A 20,786-nucleotide genomic window follows, 5' to 3' on the forward strand; every position below is an offset into this window, starting at 1 on the left:
CTCAGTCGTCGTCCGCGACCGCCGGCTTCCGGCGGTCGTCGCGCGGGCCGTCGAGGTCGACCTTCGGGAGCATGTCCCGGAGGTAGCGCCCGGTGTGGGAGGCGTCCTCGTGGGCGATCTCCTCGGGGGTGCCGCTCGCGACCAGCTCGCCGCCGCCGTCGCCGCCCTCGGGGCCGAGGTCGATCACGTGGTCGGCGTTCTTCACGAGGTCGAGCTCGTGCTCGATGACGACCACGGTGTTGCCGGCGTCGACCAGCCGGTGGAGCACGTCGATCAGCTTGCGCTCGTCCTCCTTGTGGAGCCCCGTCGTCGGCTCGTCGAGGAGGTACAGGGTGTCGCCGGTGGCGCGCTTGCCCAGCTCCTCGGCGAGCTTCACGCGCTGGGCCTCGCCGCCCGAGAGCGTGGTCGAGGGCTGGCCAAGCTCCATGTAGCCGAGCCCCACGTCCTTCAGGAGCTTCAGCCGGCGTTCGAGCCCGCGGTGGCTCTCGAAGAACTCGTGGGCCTCCGCGACGCTCATGTCGAGCACGTCGGCGATCGTCTTCCCCTTGTACTCCACGTCGAGCGTCTCGTCGTTGTAACGGGCGCCGCCGCACTCCTCGCAGGGGACGTACACGTCCGACAGGAAGTTCATCTCGATCTTGACGGTGCCCTGCCCGCCGCACTCCTCGCAGCGCCCGCCCTTCACGTTGAACGAGAAGCGGCCCTTCTCGTAGCCGCGGCGCTTCGAGAGCTTCGTCTCCGCGAACAGCTCGCGGACGTGGTCGAACACGTCGGTGTACGTGGCGGGGTTCGAGCGCGGCGTCCGCCCGATCGGCGACTGGTCGATGAGCCGCACCGTCTCCACCTCGTCGAGCCCCTCGATGGCGTCGTGCTCGCCGGGGTCGACCGAGGTGTTGTCGTTCATCTCGCGGGCGAGCCCCTTGTAGAGGATGTCGTTGACGAGCGTCGACTTCCCGGACCCGGAGACGCCCGTGACCGTCGTCAGCGTGCCGAGCGGGATCGGCACGTCGAGGTCCTTGAGGTTGTGCTGGCGGGCGCCCCGCACCACGAGTTCGCCCTCGGGCTCGCGGCGCTCGTCGGGCACCGGAATCGACTTCCGGCCCGCGAGGTAGTCGGCGGTCACCGACTCGTCGGCCGCGATGACCTCGTCGAAGTCGCCCTGCGCGACGACCTCGCCGCCGCGCTTGCCCGGCCCGGGGCCCATGTCGATGATCTCGTCGGCGCGCCGCATCGTCTCCTCGTCGTGCTCGACGACGAGGAGGGTGTTCCCCAGGTCGCGGAGGCCTTCGAGGGTGTCGAGCAGGCGGTCGTTGTCGCGCTGGTGGAGACCGATGGACGGCTCGTCCAAGACGTAGAGGACGCCCACCAGCCCGGAGCCGACCTGCGTCGCGAGCCGGATGCGCTGGCTCTCGCCGCCGGACAGCGTCGACGCCTCGCGGTCGAGGGTGAGGTACTCCAGGCCGACCTCCTCCATGAACCCGAGGCGCGCGCGGATCTCCTTCAAGATCTCCTCGGCGATGGTGGTCTCGCGCTCGGTCAGCTCGGCCTCCATCCCCTCGAAGTGCTCCCGGGCCTCGGCGATCGACAGCTCGTTGACCTCGGTGATCGACGTGCCCGCGACGAGGACGTGCCGCGACTGCTCTTTCAGGCGGGTCCCCTCGCACTCGGGACAGGTCGTCACGGCCATGTACTCCTCGATGTGGTCGCGGGCGCGCTCGGAGTCGGTCTCGACGTGGCGGCGCTCTAGGTTCGGGATGACGCCCTCGAACCGCTCGGTCTTCTCGCGGGTGCCGTTCTTCGTCGTCCACTCGAAGTGGACCAGGTCGTCGGTCCCGTAGAGGAACTGCCGCTGAATCTCCTCGTCGAGCTCCTCGAACGGCGCGTCGAGGTCGACGCCGAAGTGGTCGGCGACGTTGTCGAGCTGGCGAGAGTAGTAGGTGCGGTCGTAGCTCCACGGCTCGAACACGTGCTTCAGCGGCTTCGACGGGTCCTCGATCACGAGGTCCTCGTCGACCTCCTTCGTCGAGCCGATCCCCTCGCACTCGGGGCAGGCGCCGTACGGGCTGTTAAACGAGAACGAGCGCGTCTCGATCGCGGAGAACTGGACGTCGGAGTTGGGGTTGCCCAGCTCCTCGGAGAACTCCACGACGAGCCGGTCGTCGCCGTCGGCGTCGGCCGCGAGCGACCCCGTCGAGCGCGCGTTCGACGCGAACGGCACGTCCTCGGGCGGGTCGGGGACGATCAGCTTGAGGACGCCCCCGGCCTCCTCGAGGGCGGTCTCGACGGAGTCGGTGATCCGCGAGCGGGCGTCCGGCGAGACGGTGACGCGGTCGACGATCACGTCGATCGTGTGGTCGTAGTTCTCGTCGAGGTCGGGGTCGTCGAGCGTGAGGTCGACCGGCTCGCCGTCGACCTCGACGCGGCTGTACCCGTCCGAGACGAGCTCCTCGAACAGGTCCTCGAACGCGCCCTTCTGGTCGCGGACGACGGGCGCGGCGATCTTCGCGCGGGTGTCCTCGGGGAGGTCGAGGATCTGGTTCACCATGTCCTGGGCGGACTGCTCGCCGACCTCCTCGCCGGTGACCGGGTCGTACTGCGTGCCGATCCGGGCGTACAGCAGGCGGAGGTAGTCGTGGAGCTCCGTGACGGTCCCCACCGTCGACCGGGGGTTGTTCGCGGCGTTCTTCTGGTCGATGGAGATGGCCGGCGAGAGCCCCTCGACGGACTCCACCTGCGGTTTGTCCATCTGCCCGAGGAAGTTGCGGGCGTACGCCGACAGCGACTCGATGTAGCGCCGCTGCCCCTCGGCGTAGACGGTGTCGAACGCGAGCGACGACTTCCCCGAGCCCGAGAGCCCGGTGACGACGGTGAACTCCTCGCGCGGGATCCGGACGTCGAGGTCCTTGAGGTTGTGTTCCTCGGCGCCGCGGACCTCGATGTAGTCCTTGCTCATTTCTATGCTGCCGTTGCGGGCGCGCGCGGGAATAGTCGTCGGTCGCGGGGGCCCCGCGAGGCCCTCGCCGCCGGCGACCGCGCCGAGCGCGCGGGCCTCACTCCCCGATGAACTCCGCGGGCGGCGACAGGTCGCGGCGCCCGCCGAAGGTCACGAGGAAGAGGACGCCGACGCCGACGCCGTACGCCAGCATCAGCGGGATCGTCGCGAGGAACATCGTGATCACGTCGGCGGGGGTGAACACCGCGGCGACGAGCATGATCCCGATCGTCACCTCGCGCCAGCGCTCCCGGAACACGCGGTACGGGACGCCCGCGTTGTTGAGCAGCACCATCGCGATGGGGATGTCCGCGAGGAAGCCGATCCCGATCGTGGTGTAGATGACGAGCCAGAGGAAGTCGCTCACCTGGTAGGTGATGACCATGTCGGCGAGGCGCGCGTCCGTGACGAGCCAGCCGATGATGCCGGGCGCGATGGTCGTGTACCCGAGCGCGAAGCCGCCGATCATCCCGGCGCCGAGCGCGCCCGCCCAGAGGTACACCTGGTAGATCCGCCCGGCGACGAAGCCGCGCTCGCGGAGCGCGGGCCACGCGTAGTAGAGCGCGACGGGGAACGCGGCGAAGATGCCGAGCATCACCGAGAACTTCACCATGAAGATGAGCGCCTCGACCGGGTGGAGCGTGATGATGTTGATCCCGCCCTCCACCTCCGCCGGCACGCGCCGTTCGAGGTCGCCGCGGACGGTGCCGAGGCCGCCGAGGTACAGCCACGTGAACGCGGCCGCCATCACGGCGCCGAACACCGCGACGATCCGGAACGACCGCGTGCGCAGCGAGTCGAAGATGAACTTCAGGTCCTTGTAGTAGCCGCCGATGTCGTCCTCGGCTTCCTCCTCGTTGCCGTCGGTGAGCTCGGCGAGGAACGTCGAGCCGGCGCGCGAGGTCCGGTTCTGGACGGAGCCGACCAGCCCGCTCCCGCCGCCGTCCTCGGCGTCGCCCGCGGCGTCGGCGTCGCTCGCGTCCGACTCGCCGTCGTCGTCGCTCCCCTCGTTCACCTCGTCGTAGCGGTCGAGGATCGCCTGCGCCTTCTCGGGGTCGTCGTCGTCGATCGCGGCCTGCGCCAGCGCGAGCGACTCCTCTTCGCCCATCTCGGCGAACGCGTCCGCGGGGGCCGCCCGCACGCCCGCGGCGTCGAGCTCGCCCACGTCTATCGCGGTCGGGTCGCCGTACTGGGCGCCCGCGCTCGTCGTGTCGAGGTCGGTGTACACCGCCCACAGCGTCGCGACGGCCGCGAACGCGAGCGCCCAGAGGGCGGCGTAGATCCAGAGCGCCGTCGCGGGGTCGAGGCCGAGCCCCTCGCCCGGCGCGAGGAAGCGGCGGGTGCTCCCCGCGAGCCGCAGGAGGTCGTTGACCGCGGTCCGGCCGCCGTACTCGTAGAAGCCGTACACGAGCGCGCCGCCGAGGACGGTCGCGCCCCCGACGACGTTCCAGTGGTCGCGGACCGCGCCGAGCACGTGGATGCGGTCGGAGCTCCGCTTGGCCGTGACGACGAGCTTCGCGAGGTAGAGGCTGAACCCGTACAGCGCGACCAGCGGGAACGCCCACAGGAGCTGCGTGAACGGGTCCGGCGGGGAGAAGACGGCGCCGAACACGAAGATGGCGACGACCGCGTAGCGCCACTTGTCGCGGAACGTCTCGTACGGGACGATCTCCGCGTACGACAGCCCGGTGATGAGGAGAGGCATCTGTCCGGCGAGCCCGAAGGACAGCGAGAGGAAGACGATGAACTCCGTCCACATCACGATCCCGTAGGTGGGCTGGATGTCGGCCTCCAGGCCGAACTCGGCCAGGAAGCCGAACATCAGCGGGAAGAAGGCGAAGACGCCGTAGGCGACGCCGGCGGAGAACAGCACGGCGCCGAGCAGCCCGATCCCGGCGAGCTTCCAGCGGGCGATCGGCGACTGCGGCCACATCCCCCGGGTGCGGAGCTCGTCGCGGGTGACGTAGATCAGCGGCGGGATCGCGGTGATCGCGCCCACGATCAGCCCGATCTTCGCCTGGAGGAGGATCACCTCGAACGGGGTCGTCGCGATGATGTCGGCCTCCTCGGCGACCGCGGCGCTCATGTTCGACTCCGTCACCTCGCGGAGCCGGTCCCAGATGTACGTGCGGAGCGCCCAGAACGTCGCGAGGAAGCCGATGAGGAAGACGACGAACACCTTCTGGAGGTCCTTCTGGACCGACCGAAGGAACGCCTTCGCCGTCTCTTGGCCCTCCGCGATCGACCGTTGGGTGTCCTCGTCGAGGGCGCTCGCCATACGGAGGGCGAGGGCCGTCGCCGTTATCAACCTTTTCGACCGCGGGCGCCGCCGCCGGCGCCGTTCCGGGACGGCCCGCGGCGCGACGCCGATCGGTCCCGCGCGGCGCCGCTATCCGAAAAGGTTGATAACCGCCCGGTCGCGTAGGGAAACTGAATGGACGACTCGGACCGGTCGCGCGACGACGACTCGGCCGCCGCTGACGGGTCGACCGACGAGGCCGAACCCGAGAGCGACGGCGCCGTCGACGACGGGTCCGAGACCGACGCGGAGCCGTCCGCGGGCGTCGAGTCCGAGGTGACCGCCGGGGTCGAGCCCGAGGTCGGGTCGACCGGCGACGACGACGAGTCCGCGGCGGGCGAGACGAAGGGCGACGACGACGGGTCGCCGGAGACGCTCTCGGACCCGGGCGAGGTGGTCGAGGCCGAGGACGCCGGTCGGTCGGCCGCGCTCGACGACGGTGACGAGGCCGACGAGGAGTCGGTCGAGGCCGAGGCGTCTGCGGACGGCGAGACGACTGACGGCGGGACGCCGGACGGCGACATCTCGACGGACGACGCGACGGCGGACGACGCCGAGGCCGCCGGCGACGGCGGCACCCCGGCGACGACCGCCGACGCCGCGGACCCCGCCACCGCCGGCCTGCCGACGACCGAGGACGACGAGCCGTTCGACGGGATCGAGGGCCCCGAGACGGACGAGGAGATGCCGCTCGCCGTGCACATCGAGGAGATGATGCGCCGGCTGGCGGTCGTGTTCCTCATCGGCGGGCTCGCGACGCTCGTCGTCGTCACCGAGTCGACGGAGCTCATCAACTACTTCTGGAGCTACCACATCCCGGCGCCGATGGAGAACCGCCCGCGGCTGTACGGCCCGCTCGAACTCCCGCTCACCCGGCTGAAGGTGGCCGGCCTCGCGGGCGTCGTGGTCGGGCTCCCGGCGTTCGTCTACGAGACGTACCGGTTCATGCGGCCGGGGCTCTACCAGACGGAGCGGCGCTACTACCTCGCGGCGGTGCCGACGAGCCTCATCCTGGGCGGGATCGGGATCGCGTTCGCGCACTTCCTCGTGTTGCCCGCGATCTTCTCGTATTTCACCACCTACACCTCCGACGCGGCGACGATCGCCTTCGGGCTCGCGGAGACGTTCAACCTGATCGTCATCATGCTCGCGTTCATGGCGATCGTCTTCCAGATCCCGCTTTTCATCATGCTCGCGATCATGATGAACCTCGTCACCCGGCAGTGGCTGGAGGCGAAGCGGCTGATCTTCTGGGGGACGTTCCTCGGGATCGCGTTCCTGTTCAGCCCCGACCCGACCGGGATGGCGCCGATCATCGTGACGCTGACGATGATCGCCTTATTCGAGGGGACGCTCGCGATACTGCGCTGGACCGGGAACTAGGTTCGGGCGGTGTCGCTCGTTTGCCTCCGTTGAACACCTCAGTAGCGGATGTGTTTTCGGAGCCGTGCCGAACGCAGCGCGCGAATCCTGTAATTCCGTGACGGATCTGTGCCTCAGTCGTCTCTCTTCCCGGCGGCGCTGGAGACTAGCTCGGCTGGATTCCCCGCCGGAGTGCCGTCGTCGGTGTCACCGGAGAGATGCGTGTGTTTGAACCCGGTCGGATACTTGAGTCCGTACCCCACGGCGCGGTCAACGCCGATGTGAGCAGCCCAGACGAGCGCGATCAAGGTGAGCGGCGTCACGGTGAACCACACCCCAACCACTCCGAGCGCGGCCGGGGCGAGATAGGTGTGGAACACGTTGTAGACCGTACTGCCGACCCGAGCGCCTCCAAGGTACGCCAGCATCGAGACGTCAGGCGCAAGCGCAAGAACGACGAACAGCCAAATCGGGCCACCGATCGTGAAATACGTCGCGGTCGCCACGGCGGCGAGGCCAGCCCCCTCCAGTCGAAGAATCTGTGTCGGTTGCATAATCAAGGGACGCTGACCAAGCGGAAATACTCGTAGTGAGACGGTGTAGCATCGCCGGACGAGACGTCTCTGCGAGTTACTCGCGGTTGCGAGTCGACGCAGGGAGACAGGCAGCCGCGATCGGAGCGAGAAACTACGTCGGCCGTCGCTCGGTTGCCAACGTGTCGATGTCACCGACCGCGGGGAGCCGTCGAAGCGCGGGGACACTGGCGAGATAGATAGCCAGTAGCAGGAACGCGACACCGGCGACCGTTATCACGGCCACCGGCCCGACAAAGGAAGCGGCGGCACCTCCCGCGAGAGCTCCGAAGGGCGTCGAGACCGCCGAGGCGCTCCCCAGTACGGCCGTTACCCGACCCAGTAGCGTCTCGGGGACCACGGCCTGGACGACCGAGACGATCAGGACGTTCGTCACGCCAACCGGGACGAACGCAATGACGAACAGAGCGACAGTGACGGGCAGCCGGCCGGCCGCGACGGCGCCGAGCCACGCGGCGCCGGACAGCAGGAACGCCGCGATCGACAACCGGCCGAAGGCCAGTCCGGCCAGCGATGAGGCGGCCAGCGACCCGACCAGGATACCCAGGGCCAACGCCGCCATCAGGTACCCGTACCCGTCGACGCCCCCGACGTGAGCCGCGTACGACGGGAGTATCGCGACGGTCCCTCCGAGGGCGAAGTTGATCACAACGCTTCCGAGGAGCATCGGGACGAGGAACGTCCCCTGGAGGTAGGCGATACCCTCCCCGAGGTCAGCGAGGTACCCGGACGCACCGCCGTTTCCGTCGGATGCGGCAGCGTCGGAGGACCCGTGCGCGGCTGTCTCCTCGCGTTCCGGGACAGCTTCCTCCGGCACCCGTCCGCCGTCGGGAGTCGGCTCGACGCCCCGGGTCGGCGCCTCGGTAGGTGTCTCGGACTCGGGGCCGCGATCAACGCTCGTGTCGTCGGCCCGCGGCACCGAGAGCGTCGAAAAGAGGGCAGCAGCCAGCGCGAAGGTCACCGCGTCGAGGGTGAACAGCGCCACGGCACCGACGACCACGACGAGCACGCCGGCCAGCGCGTTGAACACGGCGTCGACACCTTGGTAAGCGAGCGCGAAGAGCGAGTTCGCGGCCACGAGCTCGTCCGTGTCGACGATGCGGGGGATTGCGGCGGTCTGTGCGGGGTAGACCAGTTGATTGAGCAGCGCAAGCGACGGCATCACCGCGAGCACCAGCCACACCGAGAGGTGACCCGTCAGATGGGCCGCAGGGACTGACAGGACGAGCAGCCCCTGTAGGAGTTGCGTAGCGACCAGCAGGCGCCGGAGCGGCCACCGGTCGACCAGCGGACCGAACAGGAACTGGAGTCCCGCGGGTGCGAGCGTCAAGAAGCCCGCCAGCCCGGTGTAGAGCTCGTTGCCGGTCAGGTCCCAGACCAGCCACATCGCAGCGACGAAGTAGAGGCTGTCACCGGCATTGGTGACTAAGCGACCGGCGAACAGGCGCCGGAAATCGGGGTTGTTGAGGAGCGTTCTCATGAGCGAGTGGACGCTGAAGCGCGTGATAAGCGGGGCCAGAAGGCTCGTTCTGTAGGGCTCTTGACCGGAACTCCGCCGGCTACAGGTCCGCGCCCCGACCCAACGAGGCGATGCTTTTCAGGCAGACACGGTAGCGTCGCCGCCCGAGCATCGCGGGACCGCTCCGTGTGGCGTTCAGCATTCATCCACACCGGTTCCGCCACGTCGCCACGGACTGGGGAGGTGCCGGAGGCGCTACGCTATCGCACACAGAACGCGTCTTCTGCGAGCCGCTATATCATCTTACGGCGATCCATCGGACGATGAACGCAATCGAACTGAGTAACGTAACGAAGCGGTACGGCGACGTGACCGCACTCGACGACGTGACTCTCTCCGTGGCGGAGGGCGAGATATTCGGCTTCCTCGGCCCCAACGGCGCCGGGAAGTCGACGACCATCGACATCCTGCTCGACTTCGTGCGCCCGACGGCCGGCTCGGCGTCGGTCCTCGGACGCGACGTCCAAGCCGACTCGCTGGCGGTCCGGCAGCGGGTCGGGGTGCTCCCGGACGGGTATCACCTGTACGATCGGCTGACCGCGCGCCAGCACCTCGAGTTCGCGGCCGACTCGAAGGAAGCGGACGACGACATCGGTGCCGTTCTGGAACGCGTGGGCCTCGCCGACGCCGCCGACCGAACGGCCGGTGGGTTCTCGAAGGGTATGAAACAGCGCCTCGTCCTCGCGATGGCGCTGGTCGGCGAGCCCGACGTCCTCATCCTCGACGAGCCGACGACGGGGCTGGACCCGAACGGCGCGCGCCGGATGCGCGAGATCATCCGCGAGGAGCGAGACCGCGGCGCGACGGTGTTCTTCTCGTCGCACATCCTCGAACAGGTCGAGGCGGTCTGTGATCGCGTCGGCATCCTCCGCGACGGTCGCATCGTCGCGGTCGACACCATCGACGCGCTGCGCGGTGCGCTGGACAGCGAGGCCCGGCTCACCCTCGCGGTCGAGCCGATGGGCGACGAAGTCATCGCTGCCATCGCGGCGGTCGAGGGCGTCTCCAGCGTCCGTGACGACGGCGACGAGCGGCTATCGGTCGCCTGCGAGGAAGCCGCGAAGACGGCGGTCCTCGCTGCCGTCGAGGCTACCGGGGCTCGCCTACTCGACTTCGACACGGAGGACGTGTCGCTGGAGGAGCTGTTCGCCGCCTACACCCAGGACGCGCCGGACGCGTCCGCGGAGACGGCTGCGGACACGCCGACAGTCGACGACGAGGCGACGGAGGTGCGCGCATGAGCTGGGTCGTCGTCGCGCGGAAGGACTTCCAGGACGCGCGCCTCTCCCGGGGCCTCTGGGCCGTCACGGGCCTTTTCGTCCTCATGTCGGTCGGCTTCGCGGTGCTGTACGGCACGGTTCCAGCGGTGAGTCAGGATATCGGCGAGGTGAGCACGCTGGGGTTCCTCACGCTGCTCATCGGCGCCGTGACGTTGTTCGTCTCCATCGCGGCCATCGTCGTTGGCGCCGGTGCCATCGCCGGCGAGCGCGCCAGCGGGTCGGGAAAGCTCCTCTTGGGCTTCCCCCACAGCCGCGCGGACGTGGTCCTCGGCAAGCTCGTCGGTCGGACTGCCGTCCTCGGCGCGGCCATCGTGGTCGGCCTGACGATCACGCTCGTCGTGGCGCTGGCTCTGTTCGACTCGTTCGCCCCCGTCGACTACGCCGTCTTCACGGCGATGACGCTCGTGCTCGCGCTGGTGTACATCGGCGTCATGGTCGCCATCTCTGCCACGACGGGGAGCGGCGGCCGCGCCATGGCCTTCGGCATCGGCGCCTTCGTCGTCCTCGAGATCCTCGCAGACATCGTCCCGCTGGCGGCGCTCTTCGTCGTCAACGGCTTCTCGGTGCCCTCCGGCGGCGCCGCGGTTCCGGCCTGGGTGGCGTTCCTGAACGTCATCACGCCGAGCACGGCGTACACGAACGCTCTGGGGTGGTTCCTCGGGGACGGCTCCGCGACCGCGGCGGCGTTGGGCGCACAGCTCGCGGGGCCGGTCCCGTTCTACCTGACCGGCTGGGCCAGCATGGCGGTCCTCGCGGCGTGGCTCGTCGTCCCACTGGCACTGGGCTACCGCCGGTTCGCCCGCGCCGACCTCTGAACCGGGCCTCGGATCGGGCCCGGCCGCAGTGCGACTTCCTTTCACGCCGACACGAAGATATACTACGACATCGATTAGTGGCACATGAGCAACGAGTACGACCCCGGAAGCGGCGCCATCAGCGTCGAGGGGCGGTCTCCCGGGGCGGTCTTCGGGCTGCTGGGCGACGAGAGTCGCCTCCAAATCCTCCAAGCCCTCGGTGAGACGCCCGATGAGCCCGTTCCGTTCGCCGAGCTACATCGCCGGTCGGGGGTGGACGACAGCGGCCGGTTCAACTACCACCTGGGGAAGCTGCGCGGGACCTTCGTCCGCCGGACCGACGACGGGTACGAGCTGACATACGCCGGCCGGCAGGTCATCGGCGCGATATACGCCGGCCTCTACACCGCCAACGCGACGGTCGAGGCCATCCCCGTCGAGGGGAGCTGCCCCGTCTGCGGAGGTGGCCTCGTCGCGGAGTACGCCGAGGAGACCGCGAGCGTCGACTGTACCGCATGCGAGGACTTCCACAACGACTTCGGGTTCCCGCCGGGCAGCCTCGACCAGTTCGAGCCCGAGGAGCTCCCGCTCGCCTTCGACCGGTGGATGTGCCACGTTATCCGCGGCGTCATCGACGGGTTCTGTTACACCTGTGCCGGCCGGATGGACGGCCGGCTGGTGGTCGACGACGCGGACGAGGGGATAGGCGGATTGCCCGCCCACGCGGAGTTCGAATGCGACCGCTGCGGCAGCACCGCCACCACCTCCGGCGGTGCCCCGATGCTGTACCACCCGGCGGTCGCGGGGTTCCTCTACGACCACGGCTTCGAAAACGGTCGGACGCCGACGTGGGAGCTCGGCGCAGTCGGACTCCCGACCGGGGAACTCCTCTCCGAATCGCCGCCTCGGATGAGGGTCCAACTGGAACACGACGGCGAACGGGTCGTTACGACGCTGGAAGACGACATGAGCATCAGCAGCGTCGAGCGGATCACGGTCGGGTGAGTACCGGCTCGCGGACCACGGCCGGTGAGCGGAATCAACTGAACGGCGTCGAGCGTGTCGCCATCGGGTAGGGCGTCGATCCGAGCGGGACACTCGATATCGTACAGAAGCGGCCTTCTGGGCCCGGTTAAGTCGTCTTCCAGCTTCTACACTGCTGATGAACACGACGACGAATCGAAATGGCGGGATGAGCCGACGAGCGTTTCTGGGCGCGGGCGCGGTCGTGGCCGCCACGTCTCTCGCGGGCTGTACTGCCCGAGGCCTCGGGACCGGCGAAACGACCGACCGCCGCGAATGGACGTTCGCCCCGGGAGCCGTCACGGAATTACGCGTGGCCAGCGACGTCGGGTCCGTGACCGTCGCCGGTCGGTCAACCGACGCCGTCGAGGTGGGCGCAACGAAGCGGTCGTGGAACGGGCAGCGCGGCCTTGACGCGCTCGCGGTCGACGCCGACCTAGTGGACGGGGTCCTCACGGTCGTCTCGACGGCCGACACCGGGCGGATCAGGACCGACCAGACGCCTCGCGTGGACCTCACGATCGGCGTACCGGCTGGCGCCGAGGGGCCGGCTGTCACCCGGGTCACCACCGACTTCGGCGACGTGACTCTGACCGACACGCGCGGTGACGCCCGCATCCAGACGGTCGCCGGGGCTATCGTCGCGAGCGGGGTGGACGGCTACCTCTCGCTTCGCTCGACTGCCGGCCACATCGAGGCCGCGTCCGTGACCGGACTCGACGACGTGCGAACCGAAATCGGCCGCGTGAAGGTCGAAGTGCTGGGCCTGCGCCGTGATACCGCTATCCGCTCCGAGATGGGTGACGTCGTGGTGGGTGTGGCTGCCGACCTCGACCTCGACGTACTGGCCGAGGCCGACGGGCGGGTGTCCTCGGACCTTGAGCTGTCGGACCAGCGGTCTCGCCGCAACCGCGTGGCCGGCCGTCTCAACGACGGTGGCCACCGACTTCACGCTGCCAGCGATTTCGGCCGCGTCGACCTGCGACGCATGGATCGCTGATCGAGACGCCTGACCGTGAAGCGAGACGAATTGTGCCACCCTGATCGCCCCACGCTCGACTGTTCACCGAGGGACAGGAAATTAGAGATCAACCGGCCTCCCCGCTCTCTGAGTCCGTCAGCCAGTCACGAACAGCTGCTGGGCGGCTTGTCGCTTCCGAACAGCTGCTGGGCGGCTTGTCGCTTCCGTGCTGAACAGCGGGCGCGAACCCCTCGCCCCGTCCGTTTTGCCATCGGCAGACGCTATCGACGGAATGCTACCACGCATCACTGCTAATTAATCTCCTCAGCGCCCGTCTGAGTACCTGTATGGGCATGAAAGTTCTCGTAGCCGGCGCGACTGGCACACAGGGCGGCAGCGTTGTTGACCACCTCCTCTCGGGCGAGTTCGGTGAGTACGACGTGTACGGTCTGACCCGCACCGCCGACAGCGAGGCGGCCCGGGCGCTCGAATCGGCCGGCGTGACCGTTCTCGAAGGGGACCTCACCGACGCCGAGCGCATGCGCGAGTGCTGTGCGGGAATGGACGCCGTCTTCTGCGTGACGACGTTCTTCGAAGCCGGGACCGACGCGGAGAAAGCGCAGGGCGTCACCCTCGCGGAAGCCGCGGCGGACGCCGGCGTCGAGCGCCTCGTCTACTCCTCGGTCGGGAGCGCGGACGAGGCTCCGCTGGCGCACTTCACGTCCAAGGCGGACGTCGAAGACCGGATCAAGGCGCTGAACTTCGAGTACACCATCATCCGGCCGGTCTTCTTCATGCAGAACTTCGCCCACTTCCACGGGGAGGAGCTCTCGGAGGGGACGCTCTCGATGCCGTTGTCCGGCGACAGGCCGCTCGCGATCGTCGACGCGACGGACATCGGCAAGACCGCCGCAATGGCGCTGGCCGACCCCGAGCGCTTCGTCGGGGAAACCATCGAACTCGCCGGCGACAACCGCACGCCCGTCGAACTGGCGGCGGCGCTCTCGGACATGCTCGGTCGCGAAATCACGCACGTCCGTCCCGAGATCGACGACTACCGCGCGATGGCCGGCGAGGAGATGGCCGAAATGTACACCTGGTTCGAGGAGGTCGGCTACGGGTCGAACCCGACGGCCGATGCGGAGGCGTACGGCATCGAACCGACCGAGTTCGCGTCGTACCTCTCGAACAGCGATGCGTTCCAACCGGTCTCGCCTGCGGCCTGACGTTCCCGCGTAGGCGTCGAGCGGTGCGTCGCTTTGGTCCACCCACTTTGAGGAATTCACCCTCCGTATCTCGCACGCCGATCCCACCAGTTGCCGAGGATTTCAACAGAGCCGTTCGTTCATAAGCAGCTAACCGGAGAGCGCCGGCGAACGCCTCCGAATTCCCAGCCGCTCGGTTATGAGCCGTTGTTAGAGTCCTGCGACGAACTCCCCCAGAGCCCCAGCCGTTTTGAAGCCCATCCAGCCCGAAGACGTTCCCGCTCGCTTCGCTCGCGGCGTCCCTCGCTCGTGCGGTTCGCGCCGCGGTGCGGCGCTAACCAGCACACGCCGTCGTTACGCATTTGTCGGCGGCGGAGCGATCAGCCCGGTATGGTCCTCGGTCTCGTCGTTCCGGCCGCTATCTCGTTCGTGTTCGCCGCGGTCGCGGCGTACGTGGGCGCCCTCCGCGCGCTGGAGGTGTACTTCGACCCGAACCAGGACAGCGTCTTCCTCGTGGACGACCGCGACCCACCGCGGCGTCAGTGAGTCGAAGGCGCCCGCGGCGCGTCGCCCGTTACTCCCCGCCGAGCAGTTCGACGAGCAGGGCGTTCTGCGCGTGCATCCGGTTCTCCGCCTGGTCCCAGACGAGGGCGCGGTCGGATTCGAGCACGCCGTCGGTGACCTCCTCGCCGCGGTGCGCGGGCAGGCAGTGCATCACCGTCGCGTCGGTGCCGGCGAGCAGGTCGGCGTTCACCTGGAACCCGTCGAAGGCGGCGAGCTTCTCGTCGCGCACGTCCTCCTGGCCCATCGAGATCCACACGTCGGTGTACACCACGTCGGCGCCCTCGACGGCGGCCTCGGGGTCGGTCGTCGGCGTCACGTCCAGCCCGAACTCGGCGGCGCGGTCGAACACGTCGGGGTTCATCCCGTAGTCGGCCGGGGTGGCCACCTCCACGTCGATGCCCGCCATCGCGGCGCCGACGACGAACGACTGTCCGACGTTGTTGCCGTCGCCGACCCACGCCACCGTGGCGTCCTCGCCGACCGTCTCGCGGATCGTGAGGAGGTCCGCGAGCGTCTGACAGGGGTGCGCCTCGTCGGTGAGCCCGTTGATCACGGGGCAGTCGGCGTACTCCGCGAGGGTCTCGACGTCCGCGTGGTCGAACAGGCGCGCCATCACGCCGTCGACGTACCGGCCGAGGACGCGCGCGGTGTCGCGAAGCGGCTCGCCGTGGCCCAGCTGGATGTCGTCGGGGCCGAGGAACATGGCGTGGCCGCCGAGCCGCGTCATCCCGGTCTCGAAGGAGACGCGGGTGCGCGTCGAGGGCTTCTCGAAGATCATCCCGAGCGTCGCGTCCGCCAGTCGGGGGTCGGTCTCGCCCGCCTTCATCGCGGCGGCGCGGTCGAGCAGGGCGTCCAGTTCGGCGGGCGTCACGTCGTCGATGTCGAGGAAGTCGTCGGTGGCGAGTGGCATCGTTGGGTGGTGTGGTGTCGTTGGAGAACGGTCGAGTTCGGAGGTCGCGGCGGTCGGTCAGCGTCGCTCGCGGCAGACCTCGGTCAGCACGGAGACGGCGCGGTCGAGGTCGGGCAGCGGGAGCCGCTCGTCGGGCGCGTGGTCGAGGTCGGAGTTCCCGGGGCCGTAGGTGACCATCGGGCAGTCCCACGCGGCCGCGAAGAGGTTCATGTCGCTCGTGCCGGTCTTCCGGAGCAGGCGCACGTCGCCGCCGGCGCCCCGGATCGCGACGCGGAACGCCCGCGCGAGGTCGGTCCGGGGGCTCTCCATCACCGGCGGCATGGGCTCGCCCCAGTGGACCGAGCCGGTGGTCAGCTCCGCCTCCGCCAGCTCGTGTATCTCGTCGACCGGCCGCGAGGGCGGGATCCGGAGCTGGACGTCCATCGTCGCCTCCACGGCGAGGCCGTCGTCGCTCAGGCCGCCGTCGACCGAGATGGGCTTCGTCGTCACCTGGTCGAAGACGGCCGTCTCGGCGTCGTCGGGCGTGAACGTCTCCTCGACGCCGTGCCACCAGTCGATCGCGTGCTGGATCGCGTTCGGCTCCGGCCGCGAGGAGTGGCCCGACTCGCTGGTGTTCACGTACGTCCCCTCCAGCAGGCCGCGGTAGCCGAGCGTGATCCCCTGCCAGCCGGACGGCTCGCCGTTGATCACCGCCTCGGGCGCGTCGCGGTCGTCGATGAGGGCGCGCGCGCCGCCGGAGTCGACCTCCTCGCGGACGACGCCCGCGAACGAGACCCCCGTCTTCACCGCCGCGACCGCCATCGCGACGAGCGGCCCGGTCGCGTCGACCGCGCCGCGGCCCCACAGCACGGGGTCGCCGGGGTCGCCGACGCGCACGTCGGACGGTTCCGGGAGCTCGCCCTCGGGCGGCGCCGGGCGCACCTCGACCGGGATGTCTCCCGGCACCGTGTCGACGTGGGAGGTGAGGAGGACGGCGTCGTCCGCCGGCGCGCGGACGTTCCCGACCTCGTCGATCCACGCCTCCCGGCCGTTCGCCTCGAAGAAGTCGACGAGCCGCTCCGCGGCCCGCTCCTCCTCGCCGGACGGCGAGGGGATCGAGACCATGTCGTACAGCAGCTTCCGGGCGGGCGTGTCGCAGGCCGCCGGGTAGCCGCCGCCGGCGACCACGTCGCCGCCGTCGTCGGACGCGGCGTCGGCCTCCCGTCCCTTTCCGGCCGCCATCAGCCGATCACCTCCTCGATCGCGTCGACGACCGCGTCGGCGTGCTCGCGCTCGATCGTCAGCGGCGGGAGCAGCCGGAGCACGGTCCGTCCCGCGGGGAGCGCGAGGATCTGATGCTCGATGGCGAGGTCGCGCAGCAGCCGGTTCGAGCCGCGGCGCACCTCGATCCCCACCATCAGCCCGTCGCCGCGCACGTCGCGCACGTCGTCGCCGAGGCGGTCGCGGAGCTCGCCGCGGAGGTAGGACCCCACCTCGTCGGCGTGCGCGGGCAGGCCCTCGCGCTCGATCACGTCGAGGGTGGCGCCCGCGGCCGCGGAGACGACCGGGCCGCCGGAGAACGTCGAGCCGTGATCGCCGGCGTCCGCGGCGATCCAGTCGCGGCACAGCGTCGCGCCGATCGGGAGCCCGCTGCCGAGCCCCTTCGCGGTCGTGAGGACGTCCGGAACCACGTCGTGATTCTCCGCGGCCCACATCGACCCGGTCCGACCGAGCCCGGTCTGGATCTCGTCGAGGATCATCGCGGCGCCGCTCGTCGCGGTCACGACCCGGACGGCCTGGAGGTACTCGGTCGAGACGGGGTTGATCCCGCCCTCGCCCTGGAGCGGTTCCAGGATGACCGCGGCGGTGTCCTCGTCGACGGCCTCGCGCATCGCGTCGGCGTCGCCGTACTCGACGAACTCGACGCCGCCCGCGAGCGGCCCGAACCCCTGCTTGTACTTGTCCTTCCAGGTCGTCGCGAGCGTCCCCATCGTCCGGCCGTGGAACCCCTGCGTGGTCGCGACGATCTTCTCGCGGCCCGTCGCGTGCCGGGCGAACTTCAGCGCGGCCTCGTTCGCCTCCGTGCCGGAGTTACAGAGCCAGACGTTGTCGACGTCGACGGGCGCGACCTCGGCCAACTGCTCGTACAGCGCCGTCCGCGCCGCGTGCGGGTACGACGCCTGGACGTACATGAGCTCCTCCAGCTGGCTCGTCGCGGCGTCGACCACCTCGGGGTGGCAGTGGCCCACCGGCGTACAGGCGTAGCTGGCGCCGAAGTCGAGGTACTCGGTGCCGTTCGCGTCCGTGAGGTGGACCCCGTCGCCGGACGTGATCTCGATCGGCTTCTCCGAGAAGACGAAGCCGCTCACGCGGTCTCACCCCCTTCCTCGGCCGCCTCGCCGCCGTCGGCGTCGCCGCCCGCGCCGTCGCCGAGCGCGGACCGCTCGATGGCCGTCCCCTCGCCGCCGAGCGCGGCGACGACCGGGTCGCGGACGTTGGCGTCCGCGATCACGACGCGGCCGGCGCCGCCTTCGAGCGCCTCCCTCGCGGCCATCACCTTCTTGCCCATGAACCCCTCGGCGGCGTCCTCGACGGCCGCCAGCTCCTCGGGCGTCGCGGCCGCGTCGATGCGGGTCTCTGGGTCGTCCGGGTCGGCGTACACGCCCGACACGTCGGTCAGGAGGACGAGGTCGGCGCCGAGCGCGCCGGCGACCGCCGCGGCCGCCCGGTCGGCGTCCGCGTTGACGGGGGTCACCTCGCCGTCGCCCTCGTCGCCCGCCATCGGCGGCGAGACGACGGGGGTGTAGCCGTCGTCGAGGAGGCCGGCGAGCAGGTCGGCGTTCACCGACTCGATCCTTCCGGAGTGGTCGCCGCGGCGGATCTTCCGCTTGCCGTCCTCGACGACGCGGACCGCCGACTTGCGGGGCCCGGAGAGGAGCCCGCCGTCGACGCCCGAGAGGCCGACCGCGTCGACCCCGGCCGAGCGGAACTCCGCCGTCAGTTCCGTGTTGAGCTTGCCCGCCATCGCCATCGCGAACGCCTCCATCGTCTTCGCGTCAGTGAAGCGGCCGGTAACGCCCGAGGCGGACTCGACGTACTCCGGCTCGATGCCGAGCCGTTCGAGCGTCTCGTCGACGACCGTCGAGCCGCCGTGGACGACGACGACCTCGCGGCCGTTCGCCGTCAGGTGCGCCACGTCGCCGACCGCGCCCGCTGGGTCGACCGCCTTCGCGCCGCCGACCTTCACCACGACCGGGGGCTCGTCGGCGGCCGCGCCGCCGGTCCGCTCCCCGCTCATGGCGCACCCACCGGGTGGAGCCCGTCGAACTCCAGGCCGGCGGTCTCGGGCAGCCCGAGCGCGACGTTCGCCGCGTGGACCGCCTGGCCCGCCGAGCCCTTGGTCATGTTGTCGATGGCCGAGAAGACCACGACGCGCCGGTTCCCGGGGTCGAGCTCGAAGCCGACCTCGCCGTGGTTCGTCCCGGCGACCGACTTCGGCTCGGGGTAGCGGTAGACGCCGCCCCCGCCGGAGACGATCCGCATGAACGGCTCGTCGGCGTAGGCGTCGCGGTACGCGCCCCACAGGTCCCCCTTCGAGACGGGCTCGTCGGGGAAGACGTGGCAGGTCGCGCTCGCGCCGCGCACCATGTCGACCGCGTGGACGGTGAAGGAGACTGAGAGGCCGAGGTACGCCTCGATCTCCGCCTCGTGGCGGTGACCGGTGGGCGCGTACGGGCGCACGACGCCCGAGCGCTCCGGGTGCGAGGAGGCCGCGCCGCCGCCGGCGCCCCCCTCCGAGGAGCCGACCTTCACGTCGACGACGACCTCGCCTGCCTCGGGACCGAGCGCGCCCGCGTCGACGAGCGGCTTCAGCCCGAGGATCGTCGCGGTCGCGTTACAGCCGCCGCCCGCGATCAGGTCCGCGCCGGGCAGGTTCTCGCGGTTCAGCTCCGGGAGCGCGTACTCGGCGCGCTCTAAGTACTCCGGCGACTCGTGGCCGTCGTACCACTCGTCGTAGGCGTCGGCCTCGGGGAGCCGGAAGTCCGCCGAGAGGTCGACGACCGTGTCGGCCGCCTCGAAGAACTCGTCGATCCGGCCCATCGAGACGCCGTGGGGCGTCGCCGCGAACAGCACGTCGACCGACGCCAGGTCGTCGGGGTCCGAGAAGCGCAGGTCGAGCCCGCGCAGGTTCGGGTGCGAGCGCCCGACGGTCATGTTGTCGGCCGACCGCGACGTGGCCTGGACGACCTCGAAGCTCGGGTGTCCGGCGAGGAGCCGCAGCAGCTCGCCGCCGGTGAAGCCGGTGCCGCCGACGACGCTCGCGGTGTACGTCTCCGCGGTCGCCGCGCCGGGTTCGGCGTCCGCGGTCATGCGCTCGCCCCCTCGGCGCGCTCGTCGGTCAGTTCCGCGGCCTTCGCCTCCAGCCAGTCGACGACCCGCGCCGGAACGTCCACGTCGGTGGCCGAGTCGAGCGCCTTGAACTCGACGGTGTGGTTCACCTCGTGGACGGTGTAGTCCTCCGCGCCGCCCTCGGCTGGGTCGGCGTCCGCGTCGACGCCCACCTCCATCAGGTCGACGCCGAGCATGCCGCCGCCGACCGCGTCCGAGGCCTTCTCGACCAGTTCCGTCGCCCGCTCGTCGAGGTCGAACGACTCCGTCTCGCCGCCCTTCGCGGCGTTCGTGAGCCAGTGGTCGGACGACCGCGTCATCGCCGCGACCGGCTCGCCGTCGACCGCCAGCACGCGGATGTCGCGCCCGGGCTTGTCGACGAACTCCTGGACGTAGAACACCTTGTGCTCGTAGTGGCCGAGCGTCTCCTTGTGTTCCAGTATCGCCTCGGCGGCGTTGCGCGAGTCGATCTTCGCCATCAGCCGGCCCCACGAGCCGGTGACCGGCTTGAGGACGCACGGGTAGCCGAACTCCTCGATCGCCTCCAAGGCGGCCTCCTTCGTGAACGCCACCTCCGTCGCCGGGGTCGGCACGTCCGCCTCGGCGAGCGCGAGCGAGTTCTTCGCCTTGTCGGCGCAGACGTCGCCCGTCTCGGGGGAGTTCACCACCGGGACGCCGTAGCTGTCGAGGAAGCGGGTCGCGTACAGCGACCGGCTCGTCGACAGGCAGCGGTCGACGACGAGGTCCAGGTCGTCGACCGCGGCCGTCGTGGACTCTAACCCGAACCGCTCCGTCCGGACGTCGATCTTCTCGACCTCGTGGCCCCGGTCGCGGAGCTCGTTGAGGAGGAGCTTCTCGTCTCTCCGGATCCGGGAGTAGAGGATCCCTACGTGCATGTCGACCACTCGCGTGTCGC

17 protein-coding genes are annotated in these 20,786 nt (G+C 69.9%); 7 read left to right on the top strand and 10 right to left on the bottom strand.

The genetic code is table 11. The annotated features are described in order from the left end of the window. Position 1: 1 nt before the first annotated feature. Both uvrA and EXE44_RS08800 read right to left on the bottom strand, forming a co-directional pair. Positions 2-2,953 (bottom strand): excinuclease ABC subunit UvrA, encoded by a 2,952-nt coding sequence (gene uvrA / locus EXE44_RS08795; RefSeq protein WP_137716844.1) that lies wholly within the window; start codon positions 2,951-2,953, stop codon positions 2-4. A 97-nt stretch (positions 2,954-3,050) separates the two neighbouring features. Next, positions 3,051-5,270, bottom strand: coding sequence for a twin-arginine translocase subunit TatC (locus EXE44_RS08800; RefSeq protein ID WP_137716845.1), 2,220 nt, complete (start codon positions 5,268-5,270; stop codon positions 3,051-3,053). A gap of 156 nt (positions 5,271-5,426) precedes the next feature. Here EXE44_RS08800 and EXE44_RS08805 point away from each other — a divergent pair, with 156 nt between their 5' ends. Beyond that, on the top strand, positions 5,427-6,674 hold the full coding sequence (locus EXE44_RS08805) for a twin-arginine translocase subunit TatC (RefSeq protein ID WP_137716846.1): 1,248 nt from the start codon (positions 5,427-5,429) through the stop codon (positions 6,672-6,674). Between the two features lie 113 nt (positions 6,675-6,787). Here EXE44_RS08805 and EXE44_RS08810 read toward each other — a convergent pair whose 3' ends face one another. Next, positions 6,788-7,207, bottom strand: coding sequence for a DUF4260 domain-containing protein (locus tag EXE44_RS08810; RefSeq protein WP_137716847.1), 420 nt, complete (start codon positions 7,205-7,207; stop codon positions 6,788-6,790). A 133-nt stretch (positions 7,208-7,340) separates the two neighbouring features. Next, positions 7,341-8,726: an MFS transporter gene (locus EXE44_RS08815; RefSeq protein WP_137716848.1), complete on the bottom strand. Its 1,386-nt coding sequence runs from the start codon at positions 8,724-8,726 to the stop codon at positions 7,341-7,343. A gap of 302 nt (positions 8,727-9,028) precedes the next feature. On the opposite strand from EXE44_RS08815, the gene EXE44_RS08820 reads away from it, so the two are divergent. The 6 genes from EXE44_RS08820 (at position 9,029) to EXE44_RS20730 (ending at position 14,574) form a co-directional block, all read left to right on the top strand. Continuing rightward, a complete protein-coding gene (locus EXE44_RS08820; protein WP_137716849.1) occupies positions 9,029-10,006 on the top strand; it encodes an ABC transporter ATP-binding protein in 978 nt (325 codons plus the stop codon). Further along, on the top strand, positions 10,003-10,860 hold the full coding sequence (locus tag EXE44_RS08825; RefSeq protein ID WP_121563288.1) for an ABC transporter permease subunit: 858 nt from the start codon (positions 10,003-10,005) through the stop codon (positions 10,858-10,860). Before EXE44_RS08820 ends, EXE44_RS08825 begins: the two co-directional genes overlap by 4 nt. An 84-nt stretch (positions 10,861-10,944) precedes the next feature. After that, the gene (locus tag EXE44_RS08830) at positions 10,945-11,844 is read left to right on the top strand and encodes a helix-turn-helix transcriptional regulator (RefSeq protein WP_137716850.1); all 900 of its coding nucleotides are present in this window, start codon (positions 10,945-10,947) and stop codon (positions 11,842-11,844) included. 157 nt (positions 11,845-12,001) lie between these two features. After that, positions 12,002-12,862, top strand: a complete 861-nt coding sequence (locus EXE44_RS08835; protein WP_137716851.1) for a DUF4097 family beta strand repeat-containing protein — start codon at positions 12,002-12,004, stop codon at positions 12,860-12,862. Positions 12,863-13,176: 314 nt separating this feature from the next. Further along, positions 13,177-14,049 carry an NmrA/HSCARG family protein gene (locus EXE44_RS08840; RefSeq protein ID WP_158293444.1) on the top strand — a complete coding sequence of 291 codons (873 nt, stop codon included), beginning with the start codon at positions 13,177-13,179 and terminating at the stop codon, positions 14,047-14,049. A gap of 369 nt (positions 14,050-14,418) precedes the next feature. After that, complete coding sequence (locus EXE44_RS20730) at positions 14,419-14,574, top strand: hypothetical protein (protein ID WP_173229478.1); 156 nt, start codon at positions 14,419-14,421, stop codon at positions 14,572-14,574. Between the two features lie 28 nt (positions 14,575-14,602). On the opposite strand, the gene argF is transcribed toward EXE44_RS20730, so the two are convergent. Genes argF through lysX form a run of 6 tightly spaced genes read right to left on the bottom strand, consistent with a single transcriptional unit; the run spans position 14,603 to position 20,766 of the window. Further along, complete coding sequence (gene argF / locus EXE44_RS08845) at positions 14,603-15,502, bottom strand: ornithine carbamoyltransferase (RefSeq protein ID WP_137716852.1); 900 nt, start codon at positions 15,500-15,502, stop codon at positions 14,603-14,605. Between the two features lie 57 nt (positions 15,503-15,559). Further along, complete coding sequence (locus EXE44_RS08850; protein ID WP_137716853.1) at positions 15,560-16,723, bottom strand: [LysW]-lysine hydrolase; 1,164 nt, start codon at positions 16,721-16,723, stop codon at positions 15,560-15,562. Further along, positions 16,723-17,850 carry an aspartate aminotransferase family protein gene (locus tag EXE44_RS08855; RefSeq protein ID WP_137716854.1) on the bottom strand — a complete coding sequence of 376 codons (1,128 nt, stop codon included), beginning with the start codon at positions 17,848-17,850 and terminating at the stop codon, positions 16,723-16,725. Before EXE44_RS08855 ends, EXE44_RS08850 begins: the two co-directional genes overlap by 1 nt. After that, positions 17,847-18,779, bottom strand: coding sequence for an acetylglutamate/acetylaminoadipate kinase (locus tag EXE44_RS08860; RefSeq protein ID WP_137716855.1), 933 nt, complete (start codon positions 18,777-18,779; stop codon positions 17,847-17,849). The genes EXE44_RS08855 and EXE44_RS08860 overlap by 4 nt, the downstream gene beginning before the upstream one ends. Beyond that, positions 18,776-19,852, bottom strand: coding sequence for an N-acetyl-gamma-glutamyl-phosphate reductase (argC, locus tag EXE44_RS08865; protein ID WP_137716856.1), 1,077 nt, complete (start codon positions 19,850-19,852; stop codon positions 18,776-18,778). Before argC ends, EXE44_RS08860 begins: the two co-directional genes overlap by 4 nt. Beyond that, positions 19,849-20,766 carry a lysine biosynthesis protein LysX gene (gene lysX, locus EXE44_RS08870; RefSeq protein WP_137716857.1) on the bottom strand — a complete coding sequence of 306 codons (918 nt, stop codon included), beginning with the start codon at positions 20,764-20,766 and terminating at the stop codon, positions 19,849-19,851. Before lysX ends, argC begins: the two co-directional genes overlap by 4 nt. Positions 20,767-20,786 lie beyond the last annotated feature (20 nt).

The sequence above is a fragment of the Halorubrum sp. SS7 genome, from assembly GCF_005435055.1.
In the GTDB taxonomy this organism is placed as follows: Archaea; Halobacteriota; Halobacteria; order Halobacteriales; family Haloferacaceae; genus Halorubrum; species Halorubrum salinarum.

Coding starts and splice junctions, on each gene's coding strand:
- EXE44_RS08815 (WP_137716848.1), bottom strand. CDS start 8,726: ATGAGAACGCTCCTCAACAACCCCGATTTCCGGCGCCTGTTCGCCGGT.
- argC (WP_137716856.1), bottom strand. CDS start 19,852: ATGACCGCGGACGCCGAACCCGGCGCGGCGACCGCGGAGACGTACACC.
- EXE44_RS08840 (WP_158293444.1), top strand. CDS start 13,177: ATGAAAGTTCTCGTAGCCGGCGCGACTGGCACACAGGGCGGCAGCGTT.
- argF (WP_137716852.1), bottom strand. CDS start 15,502: ATGCCACTCGCCACCGACGACTTCCTCGACATCGACGACGTGACGCCC.
- EXE44_RS08835 (WP_137716851.1), top strand. CDS start 12,002: ATGAACACGACGACGAATCGAAATGGCGGGATGAGCCGACGAGCGTTT.
- EXE44_RS20730 (WP_173229478.1), top strand. CDS start 14,419: ATGGTCCTCGGTCTCGTCGTTCCGGCCGCTATCTCGTTCGTGTTCGCC.
- EXE44_RS08800 (WP_137716845.1), bottom strand. CDS start 5,270: ATGGCGAGCGCCCTCGACGAGGACACCCAACGGTCGATCGCGGAGGGC.
- lysX (WP_137716857.1), bottom strand. CDS start 20,766: ATGCACGTAGGGATCCTCTACTCCCGGATCCGGAGAGACGAGAAGCTC.
- EXE44_RS08805 (WP_137716846.1), top strand. CDS start 5,427: ATGGACGACTCGGACCGGTCGCGCGACGACGACTCGGCCGCCGCTGAC.
- EXE44_RS08810 (WP_137716847.1), bottom strand. CDS start 7,207: ATGCAACCGACACAGATTCTTCGACTGGAGGGGGCTGGCCTCGCCGCC.
- EXE44_RS08825 (WP_121563288.1), top strand. CDS start 10,003: ATGAGCTGGGTCGTCGTCGCGCGGAAGGACTTCCAGGACGCGCGCCTC.
- EXE44_RS08850 (WP_137716853.1), bottom strand. CDS start 16,723: ATGGCGGCCGGAAAGGGACGGGAGGCCGACGCCGCGTCCGACGACGGC.
- EXE44_RS08830 (WP_137716850.1), top strand. CDS start 10,945: ATGAGCAACGAGTACGACCCCGGAAGCGGCGCCATCAGCGTCGAGGGG.
- uvrA (WP_137716844.1), bottom strand. CDS start 2,953: ATGAGCAAGGACTACATCGAGGTCCGCGGCGCCGAGGAACACAACCTC.
- EXE44_RS08820 (WP_137716849.1), top strand. CDS start 9,029: ATGAACGCAATCGAACTGAGTAACGTAACGAAGCGGTACGGCGACGTG.
- EXE44_RS08860 (WP_137716855.1), bottom strand. CDS start 18,779: ATGAGCGGGGAGCGGACCGGCGGCGCGGCCGCCGACGAGCCCCCGGTC.